General features: G+C 43.5%; 18 protein-coding genes. All 18 read right to left on the bottom strand.

Annotated elements, in window-relative coordinates:
* Positions 1-29 precede the first annotated feature (29 nt).
* Positions 30-1,469 (bottom strand): glutamate synthase subunit beta, encoded by a 1,440-nt coding sequence (locus IGJ15_RS03795; RefSeq protein ID WP_005228830.1) that lies wholly within the window; start codon positions 1,467-1,469, stop codon positions 30-32.
* A 1-nt stretch (position 1,470) separates the two neighbouring features.
* Positions 1,471-5,976, bottom strand: a complete 4,506-nt coding sequence (gene gltB, locus IGJ15_RS03790) for a glutamate synthase large subunit (protein WP_231434748.1) — start codon at positions 5,974-5,976, stop codon at positions 1,471-1,473.
* A gap of 366 nt (positions 5,977-6,342) precedes the next feature.
* The gene (gene ileS / locus IGJ15_RS03785; RefSeq protein WP_430599291.1) at positions 6,343-9,138 is read right to left on the bottom strand and encodes an isoleucine--tRNA ligase; all 2,796 of its coding nucleotides are present in this window, start codon (positions 9,136-9,138) and stop codon (positions 6,343-6,345) included.
* 497 nt (positions 9,139-9,635) lie between these two features.
* On the bottom strand, positions 9,636-10,391 hold the full coding sequence (locus tag IGJ15_RS03780; RefSeq protein WP_005228824.1) for a DivIVA domain-containing protein: 756 nt from the start codon (positions 10,389-10,391) through the stop codon (positions 9,636-9,638).
* 20 nt (positions 10,392-10,411) lie between these two features.
* Positions 10,412-11,194: an RNA-binding protein gene (locus IGJ15_RS03775; RefSeq protein ID WP_005228823.1), complete on the bottom strand. Its 783-nt coding sequence runs from the start codon at positions 11,192-11,194 to the stop codon at positions 10,412-10,414.
* An 18-nt stretch (positions 11,195-11,212) separates the two neighbouring features.
* Positions 11,213-11,476: a YggT family protein gene (locus IGJ15_RS03770; RefSeq protein ID WP_005228822.1), complete on the bottom strand. Its 264-nt coding sequence runs from the start codon at positions 11,474-11,476 to the stop codon at positions 11,213-11,215.
* A 26-nt stretch (positions 11,477-11,502) separates the two neighbouring features.
* A complete protein-coding gene (locus tag IGJ15_RS03765; RefSeq protein ID WP_010749764.1) occupies positions 11,503-12,156 on the bottom strand; it encodes a cell division protein SepF in 654 nt (217 codons plus the stop codon).
* Between the two features lie 16 nt (positions 12,157-12,172).
* Positions 12,173-12,844 carry a YggS family pyridoxal phosphate-dependent enzyme gene (locus IGJ15_RS03760; RefSeq protein ID WP_074536072.1) on the bottom strand — a complete coding sequence of 224 codons (672 nt, stop codon included), beginning with the start codon at positions 12,842-12,844 and terminating at the stop codon, positions 12,173-12,175.
* 12 nt (positions 12,845-12,856) lie between these two features.
* Positions 12,857-14,101, bottom strand: coding sequence for a cell division protein FtsZ (gene ftsZ, locus IGJ15_RS03755; RefSeq protein ID WP_005228816.1), 1,245 nt, complete (start codon positions 14,099-14,101; stop codon positions 12,857-12,859).
* A gap of 31 nt (positions 14,102-14,132) precedes the next feature.
* Positions 14,133-15,455 carry a cell division protein FtsA gene (gene ftsA, locus IGJ15_RS03750; RefSeq protein ID WP_005228814.1) on the bottom strand — a complete coding sequence of 441 codons (1,323 nt, stop codon included), beginning with the start codon at positions 15,453-15,455 and terminating at the stop codon, positions 14,133-14,135.
* Between the two features lie 153 nt (positions 15,456-15,608).
* Positions 15,609-16,586, bottom strand: a complete 978-nt coding sequence (locus tag IGJ15_RS03745) for a cell division protein FtsQ/DivIB (protein ID WP_231434750.1) — start codon at positions 16,584-16,586, stop codon at positions 15,609-15,611.
* Positions 16,587-16,672: 86 nt separating this feature from the next.
* Positions 16,673-17,767, bottom strand: a complete 1,095-nt coding sequence (gene murG, locus IGJ15_RS03740) for an undecaprenyldiphospho-muramoylpentapeptide beta-N-acetylglucosaminyltransferase (protein ID WP_144808923.1) — start codon at positions 17,765-17,767, stop codon at positions 16,673-16,675.
* Positions 17,768-17,782: 15 nt separating this feature from the next.
* The gene (gene murD, locus IGJ15_RS03735) at positions 17,783-19,141 is read right to left on the bottom strand and encodes a UDP-N-acetylmuramoyl-L-alanine--D-glutamate ligase (RefSeq protein WP_231434751.1); all 1,359 of its coding nucleotides are present in this window, start codon (positions 19,139-19,141) and stop codon (positions 17,783-17,785) included.
* A gap of 12 nt (positions 19,142-19,153) precedes the next feature.
* Entirely contained in the window at positions 19,154-20,116 is a 963-nt protein-coding gene (gene mraY / locus IGJ15_RS03730; protein ID WP_010749769.1) for a phospho-N-acetylmuramoyl-pentapeptide-transferase, read from the bottom strand.
* Between the two features lie 19 nt (positions 20,117-20,135).
* On the bottom strand, positions 20,136-22,331 hold the full coding sequence (locus IGJ15_RS03725) for a penicillin-binding transpeptidase domain-containing protein (protein ID WP_087627818.1): 2,196 nt from the start codon (positions 22,329-22,331) through the stop codon (positions 20,136-20,138).
* Positions 22,332-22,751, bottom strand: coding sequence for a cell division protein FtsL (gene ftsL / locus IGJ15_RS03720; RefSeq protein ID WP_005228796.1), 420 nt, complete (start codon positions 22,749-22,751; stop codon positions 22,332-22,334).
* A gap of 5 nt (positions 22,752-22,756) precedes the next feature.
* Complete coding sequence (rsmH, locus tag IGJ15_RS03715; RefSeq protein WP_010749771.1) at positions 22,757-23,716, bottom strand: 16S rRNA (cytosine(1402)-N(4))-methyltransferase RsmH; 960 nt, start codon at positions 23,714-23,716, stop codon at positions 22,757-22,759.
* Positions 23,717-23,741: 25 nt separating this feature from the next.
* Positions 23,742-24,173 carry a division/cell wall cluster transcriptional repressor MraZ gene (gene mraZ / locus IGJ15_RS03710; protein WP_005228792.1) on the bottom strand — a complete coding sequence of 144 codons (432 nt, stop codon included), beginning with the start codon at positions 24,171-24,173 and terminating at the stop codon, positions 23,742-23,744.
* Positions 24,174-24,202 lie beyond the last annotated feature (29 nt).

The raw sequence follows: 24,202 nt of genomic DNA, 5'->3' as shown, positions 1-24,202 counted from the left end.
AGCTGCTCAGGTTGTTTTTTATTGATTGCTTATTGATACACCAATGATCGTAACGCTTGATCGACTTTTTCTGCCGCTAAGCGTCCTTCACGAATCGCCCAGATAACTAAACTCGGTCCTCGTTTGGCATCTCCTGCGACTAACACTCGTTCATTGTTCGTCGTGTAATCATCGTACACTTCTCGCACACCAAAGGCATCGAAGAGTTGGGTCTCTGCACCAACAAAGCCCATTGCTAACAAGACCAAATCCGCTTTGATCACTTGCTCTGTGCCAGGGATCGGCTGAAACTGTTGATCCACTGAGACTGTTTCGATGGCGATCAACTGGCCGCGTTCGGCGCCGATAAAGGCCGTTGTAGACACCCCATGATACGTCACTTGTGTTTGTAGCACTTCAGCCGCTTCTTCTTGCCCATATCCTGTGCGGGCTGTCATTGGGTATTCTGGCCAAGGATTGCTGTCGGTCCGTGTCAATGGCAGTTGGGGCGTGATCTCCAATTGACGCACAGAAGCGGCTCCTTGCCGAATCGCTGAACCAATACAGTCATTTCCAGTGTCGCCGCCACCAATCACGATAACATGCTTGCCAGCAAGTTTTTTACTTGTTGCCGCTTTGCCATGCTTTAACACATCTTTGGTTGCTTCCGTCAGATAATCGACTGCAAATTGCACCCCAGTCAATTCACGACCTGGAATCTTCAAGTCACGAGGAACACTAGCTCCTGTTGCCAAGATGACCCGATCATACTGAGCGGCCAATTCTTCTGCTGACAAGTCACGACCGATCTCCGTATTAGCGACAAAGGTCACGCCTAGCTCTGCCATCAAGTCAATCCGTCGCTGAACGACGTCTTTATCTAATTTCATATTTGGAATACCGTACATCAGTAAACCGCCAAAGCGATCACTGCGTTCATAGACCGTCACTTGATGCCCTAGTTGATTCAAGCGCCATGCAGCTGATAAACCAGCTGGTCCGCTGCCGACGATGGCAACTTTGAACCCAGTCGCTTCTTGAGGCAATCCCGAGGCTTTGACCCAATCATTTTCAAAAGCAGTATCGATAATAAAGCGTTCATTGTCGTGGATCGTGACACCTGAGCCATTCAGTGCTTCGGTACAGCCTTTTTCACAAGGAGCTGGACAAACACGACCAGTCATTTCAGGTAATGGGTTGGTTTTGGCAAGACGCTCAAAAGCGGCTTGGAAACGCCCTTGATAAACCAAGTCATTCCATTCAGGAATCAGGTTGTCATTGGGACAACCTGAAACCGCTCGTTGCCCCCCGTAAAAAGAACCGGTATGACAAAAAGGAATCCCGCAGTTCATACAGCGTGCTGCTTGCTCTTGACGCTCATTTTCAGGCAATGGCGTCTGTAATTCTTGCCAGTCTTCGATTCGTTCTGCCACTGGTCGGGTAGGATTTTCTACTCTTGGGTACTTTAAAAAACCAAATGGATCTGCCATATTAGTCACGCTCCTTTCCTGGGATGGTCAATTGTGGACCGACGACAGCTTCGAAGGCTTTCGTCACAAGTTCATCTCCGACAAACCCTTGGTCCGCCAAGGTCTCCGTCGCTTGGATCATCTGATGGTATTCTGTCGGATAGACTTTGATGAAATGGTGCTGCTGATTTCCCCAATCTTCTAGGATCTCAGCCGCCTTCAATGAATCTGTATAGGCGAAATGCTGCTGGATCATCTCTTTTAGTTGGTGGTCATCGCCGCTTTCGCCAATCCGATATAAATCAACCATTTCCCGATTGCATTTATCGGCAAAGGTTTGATCGGGGTCGTAAACATACGCCACGCCACCGGACATTCCAGCACCGAAGTTGCGGCCGGTTTTTCCTAATATCACCACGACACCGCCAGTCATGTACTCACAGCCATGATCGCCAACACCTTCGACAACGACATTGGCTCCACTGTTACGAACACAAAAGCGTTCGCCAGCAATGCCTCGGAAATAGCCTTCGCCTCGATTTGCCCCGAAGCACGCTACATTACCAACAATTGGTGAATGCTCTGCGTCATAAGCGGCATCTTCAGGTGGCACAATGATCAAGCGGGCACCGCTTAACCCTTTGGCTACATAATCGTTGGCCTCACCGATCAGTTTCAACTGGATGCCCTGGGTGGCAAAAGCCCCAAAGCTTTGTCCAGCAATACCTCGATACGTAAATTGCAACAGACCTGGGGTAACTTCATAATTGCCAAAACGTTCCGCGATCCAGCCTCCTAAACGCGCGCCGACTGAGCGTTGAACATTATTGATCGTATGATTCGTCACGATTTCTTGATTGTTGTCGATAGCAGCTTGTGCAAAAGCATCTAATTCTGGCCATTGACGTTTCTCAAGGAATGGATCGGTCACTTTGCGTTCGATTGGGATCGTCGTCCCAATCATTTTCGAAAAGTCTAATGACTTTGCTTTGCCTTTAGCAACGAAGCGTGGTGTCAACAATTCCGCATGTCCTACCATCTCATCGATGGTACGAAAGCCTAACTCAGCCATCGTTTCCCGTAGATCTTCTGCTAAAAAGTACATCGTGTTGATGATGTGCTCAGGTTTTCCAGCAAAAAATTTTCGCAACGCTGGGTTCTGTGTAGCAATGCCAACAGGACATGTATTGATACTGCATACCCGCATCATGACACAACCAACCGCAACTAGCGCTAAAGAGGCAAAGCTATATTCTTCTGCTCCTAAAAGAGCAGCAATGGCGATGTCCCGACCCGTCATCAATTTTCCATCTGTCTCTAAGGTCATTCGCTGCCGCAAATGATTCATAGCTAACGTTTGATGGGCTTCTGCAAGCCCCATCTCCCAAGGCAAGCCGGCATCACGGATCGAATTTCTCGGAGAAGCACCAGTCCCACCGTCATAGCCTGAGATCACGACTACGTCTGCGCCAGCTTTGACGACACCGGTAGCGATCGTACCCACGCCCGTACTAGAAACCAATTTGACATTGATCCGTGCATACGGATTGATGGCTTTTAAGTCATAGATCAGCTGGGCTAGATCTTCAATCGAATAAATGTCGTGATGTGGTGGCGGTGAAATCAATCGAACACCAGGCGTAGACCCTCGAATCTCGGCGACCCACGGGAAGACTTTATTGCCTGGTAATTGGCCGCCTTCTCCAGGTTTCGCCCCTTGCGCCATTTTGATCTGAAGTTCATCTGCACTCATTAAATATTCGGCGTTGACACCAAAACGGCCTGAAGCTACTTGTTTGATGCGACTATTATAATTAATGCCCTCTACTGGTTTGAAACGATTTCGGTTTTCGCCACCTTCTCCACTGTTGGATTTTGCCCCGATCGCATTCATTCCTTCAGCAATACAGCGATGCGCTTCTTCACTTAGTGAGCCGTAGGACATCGCCCCGACTTTAAATCGTTTGACGATCGTTTCGACAGGCTCCACCTCAGCTAACGGAATACTGCGTCTTGTGTTCGCAAAGGTCCACATAGACCGTAACGTCGTTGGATTGTCCAATGCCTCTTGATTCATTTCCGCCGCATATTCTTTATAAAGCTCATAACTGCCTGTGCGAACGGCTTTTTGGAACCCATAGATCGTTTTTGGATTAAACAAATGATGCTCCCCATCGGCTTTGTACTGGAAACTACCGCCAGAATCAAGATAATCCATTCGTTTTTCACCATATGCTGCCTCATAACGCGTCAGATATTCTTGCTCGATTTGCGCTAATGAGAGTCCACCGATACGGGTAACCGTGCCGGTAAAATATTCAGCGATGACTTTCTCAGAGATGCCAACCGCTTCAAACAATTGTGCCCCGTGGTAACCGGCGATCGTTGAGATTCCCATTCGTGACATGATTTTGACAATGCCCTTTTCACATGCCTTGCGGTAACTTTCGATCTTCTCTGAAAGCTCAAAATGCGCCAATGTCTGGTAAGCCCCATAAGGATGGACCCCACTTGCTCCGTAGCCGACTAACATGGCATAATGATGGACCTCACAGACTTCCGCTGTATCCGCAACGATCGATGCCAAGGAACGTTTGCCTTTTCGCACCAAATAATTGTGCAGGCCTGATACCGCCAAGAGAATCGGAATCGCCACTTTTCCTTCTTGCGCTTGGATGACTTCCCGATCACTTAAAATGACGATTGTTGCCCCAGCATCGATTTTTTGCTCCGTTTCTTTAAAAAGCGCTTCTAACGCTTGTTGCAAAGCTACCCCGTTTTCTGGTACATAATCATAAAGAATCGACTGTAAAACCGCTTTTTGACCATTTTGATTTAACTGTTTGATCTTTTCATATTCACTCGTTTTTAACACAGGACTAGCAATCTTCAGCTTATTACAGTTGATTCGGATGTCCTTTGAAACATCCCCATCTCGACCTAAAAACAGCTCGGTACCGATTACTAATTTTTCGCGAATCGCATCAATGGGTGGATTGGTCACTTGGGCGAATTGTTGCTTGAAGTACGTAAACAAGGATTGGGGACGTTCGCTCAAAATAGCTAAGGGTGAATCAAACCCCATGGAGATCACTGGTTCTTCTCCCGTTTGAGCCATTGGTAAAATCAACGTGCGTATGATCTCATCCGTGTAGCCATTTCGTTTCCAAAGGGTCTGAATCGCATCATCTGCTGTTTCTTCCTGCTTCTCAGTCCCAGGAAGCAGCTCTGGTGTCAATAGGTGTTCCGCTAGCCACTCCTGGTAAGGATGGGCATTCGCATAATGCGCTTTGATTTCTTGATTTCGTAAGATCATCCCTTTTTGGGTATCCACCAAAAACATATTTGCTGGTCCAAGCACCCCTTTTTCAATCACTTCCGACGCTGGCAGATCCACCACGCCTGACTCAGAGGCCACGACAACAAAACCAGCTTTCGTGATTGAGTAGCGAGATGGTCGCAATCCATTACGATCAAGGGCAGCTCCCACCATCTCCCCATCGGTAAAGCATAAAGCTGCTGGTCCATCCCAAGGAGCCATAAAGCTTGCATTGTATTCATTAAAAGCCGTCAGTTCTGGCGTCAAGCCAGCTTCTTTAGACCACGCTTCTGGCACCATCATCAACAGTGCTTGGGGAATGTCTCGACCTTGACGATACAAGTATTCCATACAATTTTCCAGCTTCGCAGAATCGGAGTTTTCGTCATCGTAGACTTCGATCTGATGTCCATGCATCCAATTTTCCGCCCCGCGTAACGTGTTGATTTCGCCATTATGGGCTAAGAAACGAAAAGGTTGCGCCCGACTCCAGCTTGGAAAGGTATTCGTTGAAAAACGAGAATGGGTCAAAGCAATACTCGAAGTCATTTCTGGGCTTTGAAGATCTTTGAAAAACAAGCCAACTTGATAGGCATGCAGCATCCCTTTATAAACAACTGTCTTACTGGACAAGCTGCAAATAGACAGCTCATCGGTATGATATGTTTTTTCCAGTTTACGCCGTAGCCGATAAAGCTGATCTTCAAAGGGACGGCCAGCTGCTACATCGACAGGCTTTTCAATAAAGACTTGCACGAAAGATGGCATGACTTTTTGCGCCCCTGGCCCACACTGATAATAATCATATGGAACGTCGCGCTGCCATAAAACCGTAAAACCCATTTGTTGAATGTCTTTAGTTACTTCTTCTTGGACCTGTGCTGCTCGGAGCTTTTCTTTCGGTAAAAAAAACATCCCAACAGCATAGGCGTCTTTTTCAGGTAATGGGATTCCTGCCTCTTTTGCCCGCTGCTGAAAAAAAGGATCTGGCATCGCCATCAAGATTCCTGCTCCGTCCCCCGTGTCAGGTTCAGCGCCAGTTCCCCCTCGATGATTCATCCGTTCTAACATCGTTAAGGCATTTTGGACGAGCTCTCGGGAATAATGACCATTTTTCTGAGCAATGAACCCCATCCCACAAGCATCTTTTTCAAAAGCGGCATCGTACATCGTTTGGTTCGTTGTTTTCATCATCTCTAAATCACTCATGGAATCACACTTTCTTTCAATTTTCTGAATATTCCGATTTTTAACAGTTTACAACCTGATTTTCTATCTGGCAAGTTTTTTTTACTTGATCCGATCTCGTTGCTTTCTTCCTTCAAGGGTTACTTACATCCATTGAACAAGTAGTTACTTGTAAATCACAGGCAGGAGTCTTCGTCTAATAAGGTTTTTTTATTATACAATAAACTATCGTAAAATTATTGCAAACAAATGAGAATCGTTATCAATTAACGCGGATTTTCTCATTTGGATGTCACAAACAGCTGCTTATGTCCCATTTTCAAGGAACAAGCTTGATTGATTTCAAAAAAAAGATGACCCACAATGGGATCATCTTTTTCCGTTTTTTTATTTTTCAAAGCCTTCTGCAACCGCTTCAGGATAGTTTTCTTTGACAATGGCTGCGCAATGGCCGCAAAGTGTTGGTAGCTGCTCTTCTACACCGACATCCACACGGACTTGACGACAACGTTCGCAGACTTCACCTTCGGCTTTTTCCACTAAGATCGCCACGTCTTCGAATTGATAGGCCGCTTCTGGTGCCGCTTCACCTGCTTCTTTGATCGTTAAGAAGTCCGGTGAAATGATCAGCAACTGAGCGATATCTGAATCAATGGCTTTTAGTAATGCCGCAACCGGTTCGGTTGGATAGATAGTCACTTTTGCTTCAAACGATTTCCCGATCAGTTTTGCATTACGCGCTTCTTCCAATGCTTTTAAGACATTGTCACGGAAATCAAGGAAAGCACGCCATAAATCAAGCAGCTCTTCTTGGTTAGCAAATGTATCATAGCCAGGGAACTCCGCTAATTGGACATATTCCTCTTCTTCTTTCAAATGTGACCAGATTTCTTCTGCCGTATGCGGAATGATCGGCGTTAGTAATTTCGTCAACGCAACCGCTGTTTGATAAAAGACGGTTTGCATAGCGCGACGTTGGAAATCATTTTCAGCTTCGATATAAACGACATCTTTCGCAAAATCCAAATAGAAGGATGACATATCGACTGTCAAGAAGTTGATGACTGTTCGGTAAATATGCAAGAAGTTGTATTTTTCATAACCATCTTCTCGGATCGTTTTGATCGTTTGATTCAAACGAACCATCATGTATTTATCAACAGAACGCAAGTTTTCAAATGGTACGCTGTCTTTTGCTGGATCAAAATCATTCGTGTTAGCCAATAAGAAACGCATGGTATTGCGAATTTTCCGATAGACTTCTGATACTTGATTCAAGATATCCATAGACACTCGAACATCCGCTTCGTAGTCAACACTGCTGACCCAAAGGCGCAAAATATCCGCACCCATTTGGTTGATCACTTTTTCTGGTGCAATGGTATTTCCAAGAGATTTACTCATCTTACGGCCTTCGCCATCTAAGGTGAAGCCTTGAGACAAGACGGCTTTGTATGGTGCGACTTCATTGATCGCCACACTAGTTGTGATACTTGAGTTGAACCACCCGCGATATTGATCAGAACCTTCCAAATACATGTCAGCTGGGAACGTCAATTCTGGACGTTGACGTAACACGGCTTCGTGAGAAGAACCTGAATCAAACCAAACATCCATGATGTCAGTTTCTTTCGAGAATTTACCGTTTGGTGAGCCTGGATGCGTAAAGCCAGCCGGCAGCAATTCTTCGGCTTCTTTTTCAAACCAAATCGTTGAACCATGTTCAGCAAACAAGTTTGCCACATGCTCGATCGTTTCAGGCGTGATGATGGCTTCGCCGTTTTCTGCATAAAAGATTGGCAATGGTACACCCCACGCACGTTGACGAGAGATCACCCAGTCGCCGCGATCGCGAATCATATTGTATAAACGGGTTTTGCCCCATGGAATGATCCAATCTACTTTTTCGATCTCATCCAAAATGTTTTGACGGAACTTATCAATTGAAGCAAACCATTGTGGCGTTGCCCGATAGATGACTGGTTTTTTCGTCCGCCAATCATGTGGATAGCTGTGAGTAAAGAAGTTTAGTTTTAATAGCGCCCCTTTTTCTTCTAAAAGCGCAGTGATCATTGGATTGGCTTTGTCATAAAAGACCCCTTCAAATCCTGGTGCTTCTTCTGTGAAGACCCCACGGCTATCGACTGGCGATAAGACATCTAGCCCATATTTTTTGCTGACGATGTAGTCATCTTCCCCGTGTCCTGGTGCAGTGTGGACCAAACCAGTACCGGCATCCAATGTCACATGATCCCCTAACATCAACAGAGACGTACGGTCATAGAAAGGATGTTGCGCCGTCATTTTTTCTAATTGATCGCCTGCCAATTCTTGCAATACTTCGACAGATTCCCAACCAATCTCATTCGTCACGGTTTCTAATAAATCTTTTGCCACGACAAATTTACGACCATCAGCCAAGATTTGAACATAGGCAAAGGTTGGATTCACAGAGATTCCTAGATTCGCTGGCAAGGTCCATGGCGTCGTCGTCCAGATAACAAAAGATGTATCTGAATCAAGCAAATCTTTGCCATCTGCGACTGGGAAAGCAACATAGATGGATGGTGATTTCACATCTTTGTATTCGATCTCGGCTTCTGCTAGTGATGATTCACTAGATGGTGACCAGTAGATTGGTTTTAATCCTTTGTAGATATAGCCTTTTTCTGCCATTTTTCCGAAAACGCGAATTTCTTCAGCTTCATAATCGGGCGTCAGTGTGATGTATGGGTGCTCCCAGTCACCAGAAACCCCTAAACGTTTGAAGTCAGCTCTTTGTGTATCCACTTGGGTCAAAGCATATTCTTCACATTTTTTGCGGTATTCTGCCAAGCTCATTTCTTTGCGCTTGATTCCTTTATTTGTCAACACTTGCTCGATCGGCAAACCATGGGTATCCCAACCAGGTACATAAGGGGAACGGAAACCTGACATTGATTTGGAACGTACGATAATGTCTTTACTGATTTTGTTCAATGAGTGTCCGATATGGATGTTCCCATTTGCATAAGGAGGACCATCGTGTAAGACAAAGGTTGGCTTGCCTTCATTTAATTCTTGACGGCGTTGATACAATCGATTTTCTTCCCATTCTTTTTGCCAATCCACTTCGCGGTTCGGCAAGTTGCCTCGCATTGGAAAAGCGGTTTTTCCAAGATGCAGTGTTTCTTTCATTTTCATTCTTGTTTCGCTCCTTTTCGTCTCACTACGTTTCCGTATAATTTCTAAATCCATTGACTCGACCAATCAATTGCTTCTATTGAACGTATCAAAATGGATTGGTTGCCATGACTTCCTTGTGTTTAGGTCTCACTGATTTTAAAAATCAATCCTAGTGATTCCTCGTTTGGTTACTACGCTCCCTACGGTCGCCTAGTACTGTTCATCATCTGCTCTGTTCCGCATTGCGGACCAGAGCAGATGATGAACAGCAAAAAACACGTCCGTCCCTGGCAAGGGACGAACGTGTTCGTGGTACCACCCAAATTTTTATTGTCGTTAGACAATTCTTTGATGATCGGTAACGGGATCAGGCGTCGTTCTCTACTTGAGTCTTTGGATAATCGGCTCTTTAAAGAACGCAACTCACAGATGATCTGATTTCTTACAGGGTTTTATTTGGCTTCCACTCTCCCAAACTCGCTTGAAAAATATAAGAAATTTTTCTGTTCTGTGTCTTAGTTGTTATCTGTTTTGTTCAATTCGTCTAATAAGTTTCTCGCATCATCTAATGTTTTCACTTCAGGGCTTTCGCTTACATCAACGATTTTTTCATCTGATTCAACAACGTCCACATCAAATGTGTCCACTGCTTCTGAGTTTACTCCAGAACCATTTTCACTGTCAAGTTCTTTTGATAAAACTTCTCTGATTACTTGATGGGAATCTTGTACGTAGCTTGAAAATGGCGCCAAAATCTCTTCCCACTCGGGGCTCTTCACTTGTTCTAATTGGGTTTGTAACATAACCAATAAGTTGTTGTGGAAGACTCTGGTTTTCTTCTTCAAGTCATTTGTTTCTGTTGCCAATTGACGGGCATTGTCTGTTGCATCCGTCAAAATCTCTTTGGCTTTTTCTTCCGCTGAGGTCATCAAGGCATGGGCATGTTTTTCTGCAGTAGCAACCATTTCATCCGCACGGTTTTGGGCAGACGTAACAATCACTTCTGATTCTTTGCTTGCGCTTGTTTTTACTTTATCCGCGGTATCTTGAGCCACGATGATGGATTGGTTCAAGGCGTCTTTCAGTTCATTGAAATACTCTAGTTTTTCTTCGGCGTGTTTCAATGATTTCTCTAACTCGCGATTGCGTTGAACCGCTTCTTCATAATCGCGGACGATCATATCCAAAAAGTCATCGACTTCGTCTTGGTTGTATCCTCTCATTTTTACTGAAAAGTTTTTATTTTGAATGTCTAATGGAGTTAATGCCATATTCTATACACCTCTTTGATTTATTTACGTAATACACCTAATAACAATCTAACTTTTTCTTTTTTCGTGGTTCCTTCTAACCCCTGTATTTGAATCCGACCAAATCCTCTTACTGAAACGATATCCAGTAAATCCAGAACAAAATCTGGTCGTAGTGCTTCTGTCCAGTTTACTTTTACTTTTCCTGATTCGATCAACTGTTTCGAACGCTGACGTGAGATGTTGTATACGGCAGAGATCACTGTATCAAGACGCAATGAACTAACCGTTTCTCTTTCCTCGGTCCAGCCATCTTTAGGAACGATCAACTCGGTGTATTTTGTTTCTTCCAAGCGCACCGAGACGTTTCCGATTTTATCCACTTGGAGTTGGATAAAATGACTGACTTCAGTAGCAACGAATACTTGCCATATTTCACCATCGGAAAGAATGTCTCCAAAGTATTCCCTCTTGACTCCAGTCCCCATTAACGTGCCTAGAACTTTTCCATGACTCAACACCGTAAATTTTTTCGGGTATTGAATCGTAAACAAAGTCATGTCAAACTCATCGGTGGTGGGCTCATAATAATCGGGATAAATCAAACAACGTCGTCTTTCAGCAGCTTCGTAACCACCAAAAAAGCGGAAGCTTAAATCCGTTGATTGACGAATCAAGCTTTCTAAAATATACGCTTGTCTCGGATCTAAAAAATCAGTTAAGTAAGGCGCATACTGCATTTGCACTTGTTCGATCCATCCTTGAGCGGAATCAATAAAAGGGCGTTCATCGTTTCGAAAATGTTGATAGACATTTGCGTTCACCGATAACCACCCCTTACGTTAAAATAAAATTGATTGTAAGATCAATATCAATGCTTGTGATGCTAGCTGTAAGACGATAATTGCAAACGCAATCGTAAAATCAATACCAGCAAAACTTAATTTCAATCGATCAAATAAACTCAAATACGGTTCACACACTTTTGCTAAGAAACGGCCAAAAGCGGATTGATACCCTCCTGGAAACCAAGACAAAAGTGCATAGATCACTAATAAAATGGTATACAGATAAACAGCATCACTTAGTAATTTAACGAATCTCAAAAATAAAATTGGCGTTCCTCCTCACTTTAGATATCAAAAAAATTGGTATCTGCTAATGTTTGGGCAGTGCCTTCAATTTCCATACCCTTAGGCGTGCAAAGAAAAATTTCATCGCCAACACGCTTGATATCACCATCTTCAGCGTACACTGTTCCTGTTAAAAAATCAACTATTCGACGAGCTTGGTACTCTTCAATTAAATGAAAATTAACAAGTACAGCATCCCCATTGATGACCTGCTTGGCAATCCCCATCGCTTCGGAATAGACGCGTGGCTCTACGATCGTTATTTTACCAGCTGCTTGTGCGGGTGTTTCTTTTGCTTTTGTTTCTTTGACTCTCGTATTGCTTCTTTGTTGTGCCATCGGAACGACTTTTTCTTCCGTCTTCGTCACCGGTCTTACCCGTTCAGCCGCAGCTGAGGCTTGTTGATAGACAGCTGCTTGTGGTTGCTGTCTGTATTGATAGGCTTGATTTTGTGGTTGACTTGTTGTACGTGTTGCCGCTTGGCCAGATGCATACGTATTCGTGGTTGCTCTGGGGGCTGTAAAAGCTCCTCCTTGGTTCACAGCTTGTTTAGACGCTGTGCGTGCCGGTTCTTCCGTGGCAAATGTTTCTTCGTAGTAATCTTCTTCGTCAGTCAATCCAAAAAAATTGGTCAGTTTCTCTTTGAGCGACATCGGTCAACCTCCTTTTTTATTGAAATAATGCTGTTCCTACACGAATAAATGTTGCACCTTCTTGAATCGCAATGGGAAAATCATTACTCATTCCCATACTCGTTTCTAAGCAAGGGGCATGTGTAAGATGCAGGTCAGCGATCTGTTGTTGAATCCTTTTTAATTCTTTAAAAATCTGATGCTGCTCGTCTTTGGAAGCAGTGAGCGGGGCCATCGTCATCAATCCAACAACACGAATTTTGTCGAACGAAGCAAGTGCTTCAATAAAAGCCATTACCTCTTCAACAAAAATCCCTTGTTTCGTTGCTTCCTGCGAAACATTCACTTCCACAAAGCAGTTGATCGGATGCTCTGCTCGTTTTTGAATTTCTTGTGCCAGTTTGATTGAATCTAACGCATGGAAAAAATCAATCTCATTTATAATTGATTTTACCTTTCTGCGTTGCAAATTGCCAATAAAATGCCAACGGACATCTGGATAATCCTTTAGTGCTGCCTTCTTTTCAAGTAGTTTTTCTACTCGATTTTCTGCACAATCCCGCACACCATTTTCTAAAAGGACTCTTGTTGTTTCTGTATCGACGGATTTTGTCACAGCTGTCAAACAGACATCATTGGCATTTCTAGAAACAAGAGCACAGGAATCCTGTATCTCTTGCTGAATCTTGTGCAAGTTCTCAGAAATCATGTGCTCTGCCCCCTAGCGTTTACGACGGAAAAATGGTGGTGTGCTTAATTCGTCGTCATCATTCGAACGTACTTCATCACGGCTGAAGGTATCGAATTCTTTCTTTTCTACATTTTCAAATGTGTTTTCTTCTACTTTAGGTCGTACATTTTGTTCTTTGCGGATATCCCAATCACCAAAGCCATTGCTTTCTTCTGCTTGCGCTGGGCGTGCTTGATCCATATCTAATGTTGGTTTTTGAGGGATAGAATGAATTTGACCTTGGCTTTGTCTGCTAGAGCGAGAACCCCGTTCTTTTTTTGAAGGGTCAATGCCGGTTGCAATGACTGTCACACGGATCTCATCGCCTAAGTCTTCATTGATTGATGTACCTAAGATAATGTTTACGTCGCCTGTTGCCGCATGAGCGACGATATCAGAAGCATCTTGTGCTTCAAATAAAGTCATATCCAATCCGCCAGTGATGTTCAATAGCACTTGTTCTGCGCCATCGATCGACGTTTCTAGTAATGGTGAAGAGATCGCTTTTTTCGTTGCTTCGATCACACGTTCTTCCCCGCTAGCAACACCGATTCCCATCAAGGCTGTGCCTTGATTTTCCATTACTGTTTTCACATCAGCGAAGTCTAAGTTGACATAGCCAGGTGCAGTGATCAAGTCTGAGATCCCTTGAACCCCTTGACGCAAGACATTGTCGGCTTCACGGAATGCTTCAAGCATTGGCGTTTTCTTGTCAACAACTTCTAATAAACGGTTGTTTGAGATGATCAATAAGGTATCGACATTCTCTTTTAATTTAGCGATGCCTTCAGCCGCAAAACGGCCACGTTTTGGTCCTTCAAATGTAAACGGACGAGTAACGACACCGACTGTCAACGCGCCGATTTCTTTAGCGATTTTCGCTACGATCGGTGCAGCACCTGTTCCGGTTCCGCCACCCATACCAGCGGTAATGAAAATCATGTCTGCGCCTTCTAATGATTCGCGAATAGAATCTTCACTTTCTTCCGCTGCTTTTTGACCAACTTCTGGTTGAGAGCCAGCACCAAGTCCGCGGGTATATTTAGGGCCTAATTGAATGACTGTTTCTGCTTTTGAGTTTTTTAACGCTTGAACGTCAGTGTTGGCTGCAATAAATTCTACGCCCTTGACATTTTCTTCGATCATACGATTGACTGCGTTGCCGCCACCGCCACCGACTCCGATGACTTTGATCACAGCGCCGTCATTGATGTTATTATCAATTGAAAATTCCATAATTTATCTTCCTCCTGAGAATCGTTTTAGATTATTCAAAGATATTTGAGAAGAAATCTTTTACTCGGTTTGTGATCGACTCACCTTTTTTCTCTTCTTCTGCTTCTTCATAAGTTTCTTCTGGCGCTTCATATTGTTCGTAATGCACTTCTTGTTGTTGAATAGCAACGGGCTGTTGCGCCACTGTTTTTTCACCAGTGATCGCACTTTTGGCAAGCTGGTACACTTCGCTTAAGTTTGCCGAATAGTCAACGATACTGATCACATTCGTGAAAACAGGATTTCTAAGTCCCATATGATTAGGAACGTAAAGCTTGACGTTTGTTTCGAATACTTCTTGAGCAAGATCTACGACACCAGGAAGACTTGCAGCGCCACCAGTCAAGATCACGCCACCCGGTAAATCAAGCCCATCGATTTCGTCTAGGACTTCTTTTGATTTGGTGAAGATTTGTTCCATACGGGCTTCAATGATTTCTGATAAATAGCGTTCATCGATTTTCACTGGTTCTGATTTCCCGATCACATCAACCGGAAATTCTTCACTGGCTGAAGTGCGTTCAGGATACGCATCCCCATAATTGATCTTCAATGCTTCTGCATTGTTGAAAGAGGTATTTAAAACCGTCGAAATGTCTTTTGTGACAAATTCGCCGCCCTCTTGGTTCACATGGGTGAATTTCAATTGCTTGTCGTGCATCGCTGCTGTGGTTGTTTGGCCGCCACCAATGTCAATGACGATCGTACCAAAATCTTTTTCACCGTCTGATAAAATCGATTCTGTTAGTGCTAATGGCGTAATGACTACTTCATTAACAATCAAACCAGATTTTTCAACACATTTGCGAATGTTGTGAATGATGGTTTTTGGTCCTGTATACACAACACCAAACATTTCTAGGCGAACCCCGATCATGCCACGAGGATCTTTGATTCCTTCAAAACCATCAACGGTAAATTCCTGCGGTAAAATAGCAATGATCTGTCTTTCAGGAGGGGTAGAACGAACGAGTGCTGCGGAGGCAACATTACGCACGTCTTCGTCGGTGATCTCTTTTGATTCACTATTGACAGCGATCATTCCTTGACAATTTTCCACTTCAAGAAGATTGGCTGGTACACCAACACTTACACTGCGAATTTGAATTCCTGCTTTTTCTTCTGCTTGTCTTACTGCTCTTTGAATGGCTTGTACCGTTTTATCGATATCTACAATGATCCCACGGTTGATTCCTTCTGATTTTGCATTACCTACACCAATGATATTCATTTGGCTGTCAACGTATTCGGCTACTACAACTTTTACAGATGTCGTACCGATATCAAGGCCAACATACATTCCCGTTTTTGCCATGGATGGGGTTCCCTCCTACTTAAATTGGATATATAGCGAACCATCACAGTCCGTTTTTAGAGTTCATTCGAATAATTTGTTCACTGTTACCAATTCTACCATATAATGGCGCTTTTTAGAAACAAGTTAATGAAAAAAACTCTTGAATTTTTCCTAAGAATCACTATCAGCTGTTTGATTTTCGTCTGCATCGTCTTCTTGTGTATTTGAAATTGGGTAAGTAAAGATTCCAACTTCCATATCCACAATACTGTCCTCGGTCAAATCTTTGGCAATTTGCGGATAATACTGCATTTGACTCACCATATTCGAAATGTTGACGATCACTTGATTGCCATCATTCATAAAGAGAGTCAGCAGCTCATCATTGCTGTCACGGGGGGTATATTTGATTTGAGAAACGCCATCGCGAATTTCTGAACTTAATTCTTGATAGGCACTAAGTGTTGCTTTGATTTTATCTTCAGCCGAAAAATTTTCTAAAACCGGCAATCCTTCCACTGGCTGCTCACTGATTTCATCTAACACAACGCCATTTTCTAAAACCGGCGCATAGCCACCATCTTGGGCTAGTAAAGCAACTTCTTGAAATTCAGTGACAGTGATATCGAAGCGATTGATACCAGATAGAGAAATTGAGGCATTTTTTATACGTGGCAATTCTTTTTTGATGGCAGACACGCTTTGATTACGTTCGAAAAATTGCGGCCACATCTCTTCATTGACGGTTAGGTCCGAATTTTCGAGAATTGCTTCTGCGGATACTTCATGATTGCCTTTGACGACCACATTCGCCAAACGACTAAGGGGCGAAACGAAATACAAAACAATCAATAAAGGAATCATCAACAATCCAATAATCAAGGCTAAACGGCGAATCAACACTTGGTTGCGGTACGCCTTTAGGTTAGGCAGCCGATCAGCAAAGGAGCGGGCCTTATTTTCTGGCTCTGGCAATGCTTCCTTCTCATCAACGGACTCTTCCATTGCTTCATCTGCTTCAAAAAACGCTTCTTCTTGCTCGTCTTCATGGTCTTTGGACGTATCTTCTGTTTCTTCAGGAGAAGACCAAGCTGGCTGATTGCCTTTTTCTTGCAAATACTTTAGATTTTCTTTTTGCCAAGGGGTCAACTCTTCCGTTGACGAGGGGGTTTGATCATCATGAGGTGTTTTGTCTTTACTAATGATAATCGCTCCTTTCTATCCCACACATTGTACTATTTGATTACCTCTTGCACAAGTCGAAATAATCGTTCTGAGGCATCGCTGATCCCTTGTTCTTTTGAGGCTTTTGCCATCTTACTACGAAGGGCTTCATCTTGCATGATACTGTCTACTGCTTCCACGAGGTTTTGACTGTTTAGTTCATGATCGGCAATCATTTTGACTGCTCCTGCATTGGCTAAACTTTGGGCGTTCTTCGTTTGGTGGTCATTGGTCACATAAGGACTAGGAATCAAAATCGCTGGAATCCCTAATGCAGTGAATTCTGCGATCGATGTGGCTCCTGCTCGTCCAATCAACAAATCACTATTTGCCATCACTTCCGCCATCTGATCAATGTAAGGGCGAATACTGATATTAGGAAAGGCATCTTTTGACATGCCGATTTTTTCTTCGATCTCTTTGTAATACCGTTCACCTGACGCATAGAGAAGCTGATACTCTTTTTGAGCAAACAGCGGCAGCGCAGCAATGATCGCTTGATTGATTTTCAGTGCTCCTTGACTCCCACCAAAAACCAAGACCGTCTTTTTCGCCGGATTTAAATCGTAGGAAGACAAGATCGCTGACTTTTGACTGTTGCGTACTTCTTGACCTCTGGGATTCCCCACCAGCACTGTTTTTTTCGCTGGAAAGTACTGGGACGCATCGTGAAATGCAATGGCGATTTTATCCACATATTTGGTTAGAAATTTATTCGTGATCCCGGGAACACTATTTTGTTCATGAATAATTGTAGGAATTTTCAACTTCGCTGCAGCAAAGACCACCGCGCCAGAAACGTAGCCGCCGGTGCCGATCACCACATCCGGTTGAAACTCCTTGATGATTTTTTTGGCTGCGTAATAACTTTTCATGAAAAGTTGGATCGTTTTTACATTATCGAAGGACAACTTACGCTTAAAGCCTTGGATTTCTAATGTTTTAAAAGGAATACCTGTTGGAGGGACGATTTTATTTTCCAAGCCCCTTGTTGCACCAATGTATAAAAATTCGGCTGTCGGGTCAATCTCTTTTACATAATCGACAAAAGACAACGCTGGATAAATATGTCCGCCAGTACCGCCGCCAGTCACAAGTATTTTCATATCCGTCACTCATTTCTATTTAAGTTCTGCTACTGCCGCCATAAATTTGTCGCCGCGAACTTCAAAATTAGGGTATTGATCCCAACTTGCATTCGCAGGTGACAATAAAATCGTATCTCCAGCAGCACTTAAAGAAAAGGCTAATGGGACGGCTGTTTCAACATGGTCTGTCATTTCAATTGTTTTTACCCCTGCTGCTTGAGCAGCAGCGGCTAATTTTTCCTTTGTTTCACCAAACAACACGATGGCTTTTAGCCCTTTTAGTGCGGGAACTAAGTCATCAAAGCTGTTCCCCCGATCCAAACCACCTGCCAATAAAATCAGTTTCTCATTGTCAAAGCCGCCTAATGCCATTTCTGTGGCTAGAATGTTTGTTGCTTTAGAGTCATTGAAAAATTTCACCTGATTGATGGTGGTGACATACTGAGTCCGATGGGGCACGCCTGTAAAGGTTTGTAACGCTTGCTTAATGGCTTCGTTTGGCATATCGCAAAGTTTACCGACAGCAATCGCTGCTAATGCATTTTCAATATTATGATCTCCTGGCACGCCAAGTTCATCAGCTGCCATGATCACTTCTTCTTTATAATAGAGGATACCGTCAAGCATGTACGCGCCTGCTACTTTTTCCTTGGTGGAAAAAGGAATGATTTGCGCGTTTGATTTTGCCGACAGTGCTTCTAGTTCTGGCTGGTTCCAGTTGATCACCAAATAATCATCTGCAGTCATTCGCTGTTGCAACCGCCACTTTGCTAGGACATACTCTGGACGACTGCCATGGTAATCGATATGGGCTTCATAAATATTGGTGATCACGGCGATTTTTGGTCGCAAAGTATCGATCCCCATCAATTGGAAGCTAGACAATTCCATGACTAATCGGTCTTCCGCTTTGGCCGTTTGAGCAACGGAACTTGCAGGAAACCCAATGTTCCCAGAAAGCAGTGCCTGCCCTTTTTGCATCCCGGCGTTTAAGACATTGGCGATCATGGTCGTTGTGGTGGTTTTTCCGTTCGTACCAGTAATGCCGATAATCGGAGCCTCAGAGATTTGATACGCTAGCTCCACTTCCGTGATTACAGGAATTTTTTTCTCTAAAGCTTTTTGAACAAGGGGCTGTGAATAAGGGATTCCGGGATTTTTCACAACTAACGAAAAGCCTTCATCCAATAATTCGATTGGGTGGCTGCCAGTGATCACTTTGACCCCTAACGCCAAAAGATCTTGTGCTTCGGGATTTTCAGCAAATGGCTTGCCGTCATTAACGGTCACAAGTGCGCCCAAATCATGTAACAATTTGGCCGCACTGAATCCACTACGCGCTAATCCTAGCACAAGAACTTTTTTATTTTGATATGTTTTAATTTTTTTCATTTTCTTCATCTCCTACCATACAAGGGCTATTGTGAGCAACGAGCAACCTAACGCAATACACCAAAAAACAGTGTCGATCTTCCACTCAGACCATCCGCTCATTTCAAAATGATGGTGGATGGGTGACATCTTGAAGATTCGTTTGCCCGTTAATTTGAATGAGGCAACTTGCAGCATCACGCTTGCTGTTTCACAAACATAGACCAGTCCGACAAGCAAGAGGGTCCATTCTTGGTGTAAAAGAATCGAAATTGCTGCCAGCAGACCGCCTAAAGCCAGCGAGCCGACATCCCCCATAAAAATTTTAGCCGGTTTGCGATTGTACGGAAAGAAGCCGATCAATCCGCCAATGATTGCTAGACAAACGATCAATACATCAATTTGATCTTGCCGCCAAGCAATCAGTGCGTAAGTTGAAAAAGAAATCGTGCCCAGTCCTGCGACCAGACCATCGATACCGTCGGTCAAGTTGACTGCATTTGAAAAACCGACCAGCCAAAAGATGACGAACACTCCGTAAAAGATCGACAGTGGCACATCGATCCCAAAGAAATTTAACACGTCTGCATTGCCTTCCGCTCGAAAAACAAAGTAAAAGACGAGTCCGCCTAAAATTTGTCCAATCAATTTTTGCAGCGAGTTTAAGCCCATATTTCTTTTGCGGAAAATCTTGATGAAATCGTCAAGAAATCCTAATGCACCATAAACCAAGGTAATGAACAAAAGAATGAACAATGAAGCAGTCAGTTGATTTTGCCATGCCCCTACCCAAATTGCAGTGATCATTGCAGAAATCAAAAATACAAACCCACCCATCGTTGGTGTACCAGCCTTTACGTTATGCCATTTAGGGCCGTCACCACGTATTTCCTGTCCGTATTTCTTCATTTGAAAATAGCCGATAAACAAAGGCATTGCGGCTGTTACGATCGCAAAGCCGCTTGCCAAAGGTAATATCATCTCTGTCCATTCCATATCGTTCTCTCCTATTATTCTATTCGTTTTCGCTTAGTGTAAACTTGATCGATTGTCCCGATAACTCAGTATAAGGCTCCACGCTCTGTTTGGTACAATAGCCGTCCCCTTCAAAACTGACGTCCACATTCAACAGACTGCCAAATTTGATCAAATCTGCTTTGGACCAGGAGGTCGTATCAGGCATGTAATACTTGTCGCTATCCGTAATCAGCAGTACCCGTCCGCCAGGCATGATCGAAGTGCCGCTGTCAACGGACTGTGCGATGACCTTCTCGCCATCACCGATGACAACAGGGGTCAACCCAGCTTTTTGAACATCAGTTGCCGCTGATTCTGTATCAAGATTACGATAATCCCCTACAGTCGTTTCACTACCAGAGGTTGTACTATCTTCTAATGCAGAATTTTTCAGATCCATGACTCGTTTCATCAATGGATTGGCAATTTCACCCAACACGGTGCTTTCGTGCTTCTCTGGCAATTTAATCGTCAAATACAAAATATATTCAGGTTCTTCTGAAGGAAACATCAAAACAACAGAATACAGATAATTGGTACCACCAGACAAATACTTACCGGTCGTTGGATCGGCTACTTGGGCTGTCCCCGTTTTCGCGGAAATATTGTAGCCCGGTAGTTCATAGACACCATAAGCACTTCCGTAATTTTCACTTTCGACAACATCACGCATATATTCCCGTACTTTTGTTGCCGCTTCTGCTGTGATGGGATGGCCAACTTCTTCTGGTTGTGTGACCGTTTCTTCTCCTGTATTGCCATCAACGATTTTACTAATAAATTGTGGTTTTAACATCGTTCCGTTATTTGCCACCGACGTAAAGGCCTGCATCATTTGGAAATTCGTCACACCAATCGCTTGACCAAATGACGTCATCGCTTGGCTGACAGGGTTATCCTCTGGTGTGATCCCAGTATTTTCGTTAGGCAATCCTGAATAGGTACTGCGACCAAAACCAAATTCTTTTAAGTATTGTTGCCAACGATCTGCCATTCGCTGTTCCAAGGTCACCATTCCAATATTACTCGACCATGAAAGTGCTTGGCGCATCGTCAGTGTTCCTTTTTGACCGAAGTCCCAGTCGTTGATGGTTGCATCATAAAGTTTCATTCCATCAGGGCTTGGGGTAAAAGTTTCGTTTTCATTAAAGATCCCTTGATCGATCGCTGCTGCCGTCGTCAAGATCTTCATGGTTGATCCTGGCTCGTAGTTGTCCTCAACTAATAGGTTTTGCCAATCATTGATGGAATCCAAATTTTCTGGATTATAGGTTGGCCGCTGCGCCATCGCCACGATCTCACCCGTTTTTGCATCCATCAAGTTCGCTGTTAAGTTTTCTGGTTTGTTTTCTTTAAAGACACTGTCCATCAGCGTTTCCAAGTAGCTTTGGATTCGACTATCGATGGTCGTATAGACGTCTTTTCCATCCACCGCTGCAACAGTTTCGGCTACGGTTCCTGGCAACGGATTTTGATTGTTATCTTTTTGATAAACGATCTCGCCATCGGTCCCAGAAAGCACGTCATTGTACGCAGCTTCTAGTCCCGTTTTCCCAACTAGACCAGTATCGTCATCATTGGCAACAGCATACCCGATAAAGTGAGAAGAAAAGACACCATTCGGATAAAGACGAGCTGGATGACTGTCAAAATGAAAGCCAGCAATCCCTTCTTTTTCCATTGCATCTTCAATCGCATTCTTTTGTTCTAATGTAATATTGTTCCCTTTGCTTCCAAAAGAAACACGCCATAATTGTTGCTCAAGCCCTTCTTCTAATGTATTGACTGCTGTTTCTTGGTCGATGGACAATACATCCGACAAGATTTTGCCCAATTTATTGAAGTTTGCTTTTTCTGCAAAAAGATTCTTTTTGCCATCTTTGTAATTTTGGTTCAAAACAGCGTAAATTGAATAGGAAGTCACATCTTCAGCAATTGGAATCCCATTGCGGTCATAGATCGTTCCACGTTTCGCTTTGATGACTTCACTGCCTTCATAAAGATTTTTCGTTTTTTCAGCTAAGGAAGTCCCAGCGACATCTCCGACAATGACGATGTAGCTCAAACGCGTGACAAACAAAAAGAACAATCCAATACTCGTAGCAAAGAGAATAATACCTACTTTTTTGCGATTGTTCGTTGTAGTTTGATTGTTCTTTTTTAAGTATTGCTTGAATTTATCTGTTAACTTCATTTAGTCCACTTTCCTTAAATTGCCGTCATCGATCGACAATCCATTATCCTCAGCAATCTTTTGGATGCGCTCGGTTTTAGAAAGTTCATTTTTCTCTTGTTCCAACTGTTCTGCTTGTGTTGTTTTTTCATTGATATCCGATTGGATCAAAGAAATATCGTGTTCGACTTGACTGATATTGGTTCGAATATTGATGGTCAAGATCGCCAACGTCAATACAGAGATGATCACAAAGGCAGCGATCAGTTTTTCCAGAGTAGAAATGCTTTTTAACCGACGAGCCGGAGATGCTGGTACGCGGATGACCTCAGGACGCTGGGGATCAGTAGGCAGTTTTTCAGTTGTCGGTTCAGAGTGTTCCATAGGTTGTGATTCAAGTGGTTCTCTGAATTCATAGTCATGAACTTTTAGTTCTGCCATAGTTGTTACCCTTCGCTTTCCTTGATTTTTTCCGCGATTCGCAGTTTCGCACTGCGAGAACGATTATTTTCAGCTACTTCTTCCTCAGTTGGAAGAAGTGGTTTTCTTGTTATAAGTTTAAGTGTTGGTTGGAATTCTTCTGGTATCATCGGCAAACCTGGCGGCATATCCTTCGGTGTGCTGTATTCCTTGAACATCGATTTCACGATGCGATCTTCTAAAGAGTGAAACGTGATGACACTCACACGTCCGTTGACTGCTAAAAGATGAATCGCTTGTTCAAGTGATTCTTCAATCACACCTAGCTCATCATTGACTGCAATGCGAATGGCTTGGAAAACCCGTTTTGCAGGGTGTCCGCCTTTTCTTCTTGCTGGCGCCGGAATGGCTGTTTTGATGATATCGACCAACTCACCCGTTGTTTCGATTGGATGATCTTGTCGCACCCGCTCGATTTCACGAGCGATTTGTTTCGAGAATTTTTCTTCTCCATAACGGAAGAAGATTTTGACTAATTGGTGGTAGTCGAATTGATTGACTACTTCATAGGCAGTCAATGTTGCAGTTTGATCCATCCGCATATCCAGCGGTGCATCTTGGTGGTAGCTAAAGCCGCGTTCGGCTTCATCTAATTGGGGTGAGGAAACACCTAAATCGTACAAAATCCCATCGACTCGGCTCACACCGTGTTGATGCAATGCTTCCTTTAAATAGCGGAAATTACTTTTAATGAACGTAACCATTCCTTTAGCAACATATGGTGCTAAACGTTCTTTCGCATGATCGATAGCAGTTTGGTCTTGATCAAAAGCAAAGAGATGTCCCTCTTCAGACAGTTGCGACAATAAATATTCACTATGACCGGCTCCACCTAATGTACAATCGACATAGACGCCTTCTGGACGAATCTTTAACCCATCAACGGTCTCCTGTAGCATAACGGTGTAGTGTTGAAAATCTGCCATGTGTTTTTTCCTCTTCCTATCAAGCCTATAAGCCAAAATCAATCATTGTTTCAGCAATTTCATCAAAGTTTTCTTCTGCTTCTTCAGAGAATGCTTGCCAACGCGTTTCATCCCAAATCTCGATTCGGTTTGAAACGCCGATGATCACACAGCTTTTGGTAAGGTCTGCATGATTTCTCAATGTAACAGGGATATTGATTCGTCCTTGTTTATCGATTTCGCACTCTGTTGCAGCAGAATAAAAGAAGCGGACAAATGTCCGAGCGTCCTTTTTCGCTAAAGGCATTTCGTTTAGTTTTTCTTCAAGTTTTTCCCATTCAGATAAGGGGTAGCCAAATAAACAGCCATCTAATCCACGTGTCACAACAAATTTTTCTCCGAGTTTTTCTCGTAGTTTTGAAGGGACGATTAGTCGGCCTTTTGCATCTATCGAATGTTGAAATTCACCCATAAACATCGATAAATAACCCCCGATCTCCACCTGAT

It is taken from the genome of Enterococcus sp. AZ079 (assembly GCF_050547255.1).
Lineage (GTDB): Bacteria > Bacillota > Bacilli > Lactobacillales > Enterococcaceae > Enterococcus_D > Enterococcus_D casseliflavus.
Note: the sequence above shows the minus strand (reverse complement) of the source record. Positions and strands in the feature narration are given on the sequence as shown.

What these genes read in the sequence shown, in the direction of transcription:
- IGJ15_RS03795 (WP_005228830.1), bottom strand. Translation starts at nt 1,469, where the DNA reads ATGGCAGATCCATTTGGTTTTTTAAAGTACCCAAGAGTAGAAAATCCT.
- gltB (WP_231434748.1), bottom strand. Translation starts at nt 5,976, where the DNA reads ATGAGTGATTTAGAGATGATGAAAACAACGAACCAAACGATGTACGAT.
- ileS (WP_430599291.1), bottom strand. Translation starts at nt 9,138, where the DNA reads ATGAAAATGAAAGAAACACTGCATCTTGGAAAAACCGCTTTTCCAATG.
- IGJ15_RS03780 (WP_005228824.1), bottom strand. Translation starts at nt 10,391, where the DNA reads ATGGCATTAACTCCATTAGACATTCAAAATAAAAACTTTTCAGTAAAA.
- IGJ15_RS03765 (WP_010749764.1), bottom strand. Translation starts at nt 12,156, where the DNA reads ATGTCGCTCAAAGAGAAACTGACCAATTTTTTTGGATTGACTGACGAA.
- IGJ15_RS03760 (WP_074536072.1), bottom strand. Translation starts at nt 12,844, where the DNA reads ATGATTTCTGAGAACTTGCACAAGATTCAGCAAGAGATACAGGATTCC.
- ftsZ (WP_005228816.1), bottom strand. Translation starts at nt 14,101, where the DNA reads ATGGAATTTTCAATTGATAATAACATCAATGACGGCGCTGTGATCAAA.
- ftsA (WP_005228814.1), bottom strand. Translation starts at nt 15,455, where the DNA reads ATGGCAAAAACGGGAATGTATGTTGGCCTTGATATCGGTACGACATCT.
- murG (WP_144808923.1), bottom strand. Translation starts at nt 17,767, where the DNA reads ATGAAAATACTTGTGACTGGCGGCGGTACTGGCGGACATATTTATCCA.
- murD (WP_231434751.1), bottom strand. Translation starts at nt 19,141, where the DNA reads ATGAAAAAAATTAAAACATATCAAAATAAAAAAGTTCTTGTGCTAGGA.
- mraY (WP_010749769.1), bottom strand. Translation starts at nt 20,116, where the DNA reads ATGGAATGGACAGAGATGATATTACCTTTGGCAAGCGGCTTTGCGATC.
- IGJ15_RS03725 (WP_087627818.1), bottom strand. Translation starts at nt 22,331, where the DNA reads ATGAAGTTAACAGATAAATTCAAGCAATACTTAAAAAAGAACAATCAA.
- ftsL (WP_005228796.1), bottom strand. Translation starts at nt 22,751, where the DNA reads ATGGCAGAACTAAAAGTTCATGACTATGAATTCAGAGAACCACTTGAA.
- rsmH (WP_010749771.1), bottom strand. Translation starts at nt 23,716, where the DNA reads ATGGCAGATTTTCAACACTACACCGTTATGCTACAGGAGACCGTTGAT.
- mraZ (WP_005228792.1), bottom strand. Translation starts at nt 24,173, where the DNA reads ATGTTTATGGGTGAATTTCAACATTCGATAGATGCAAAAGGCCGACTA.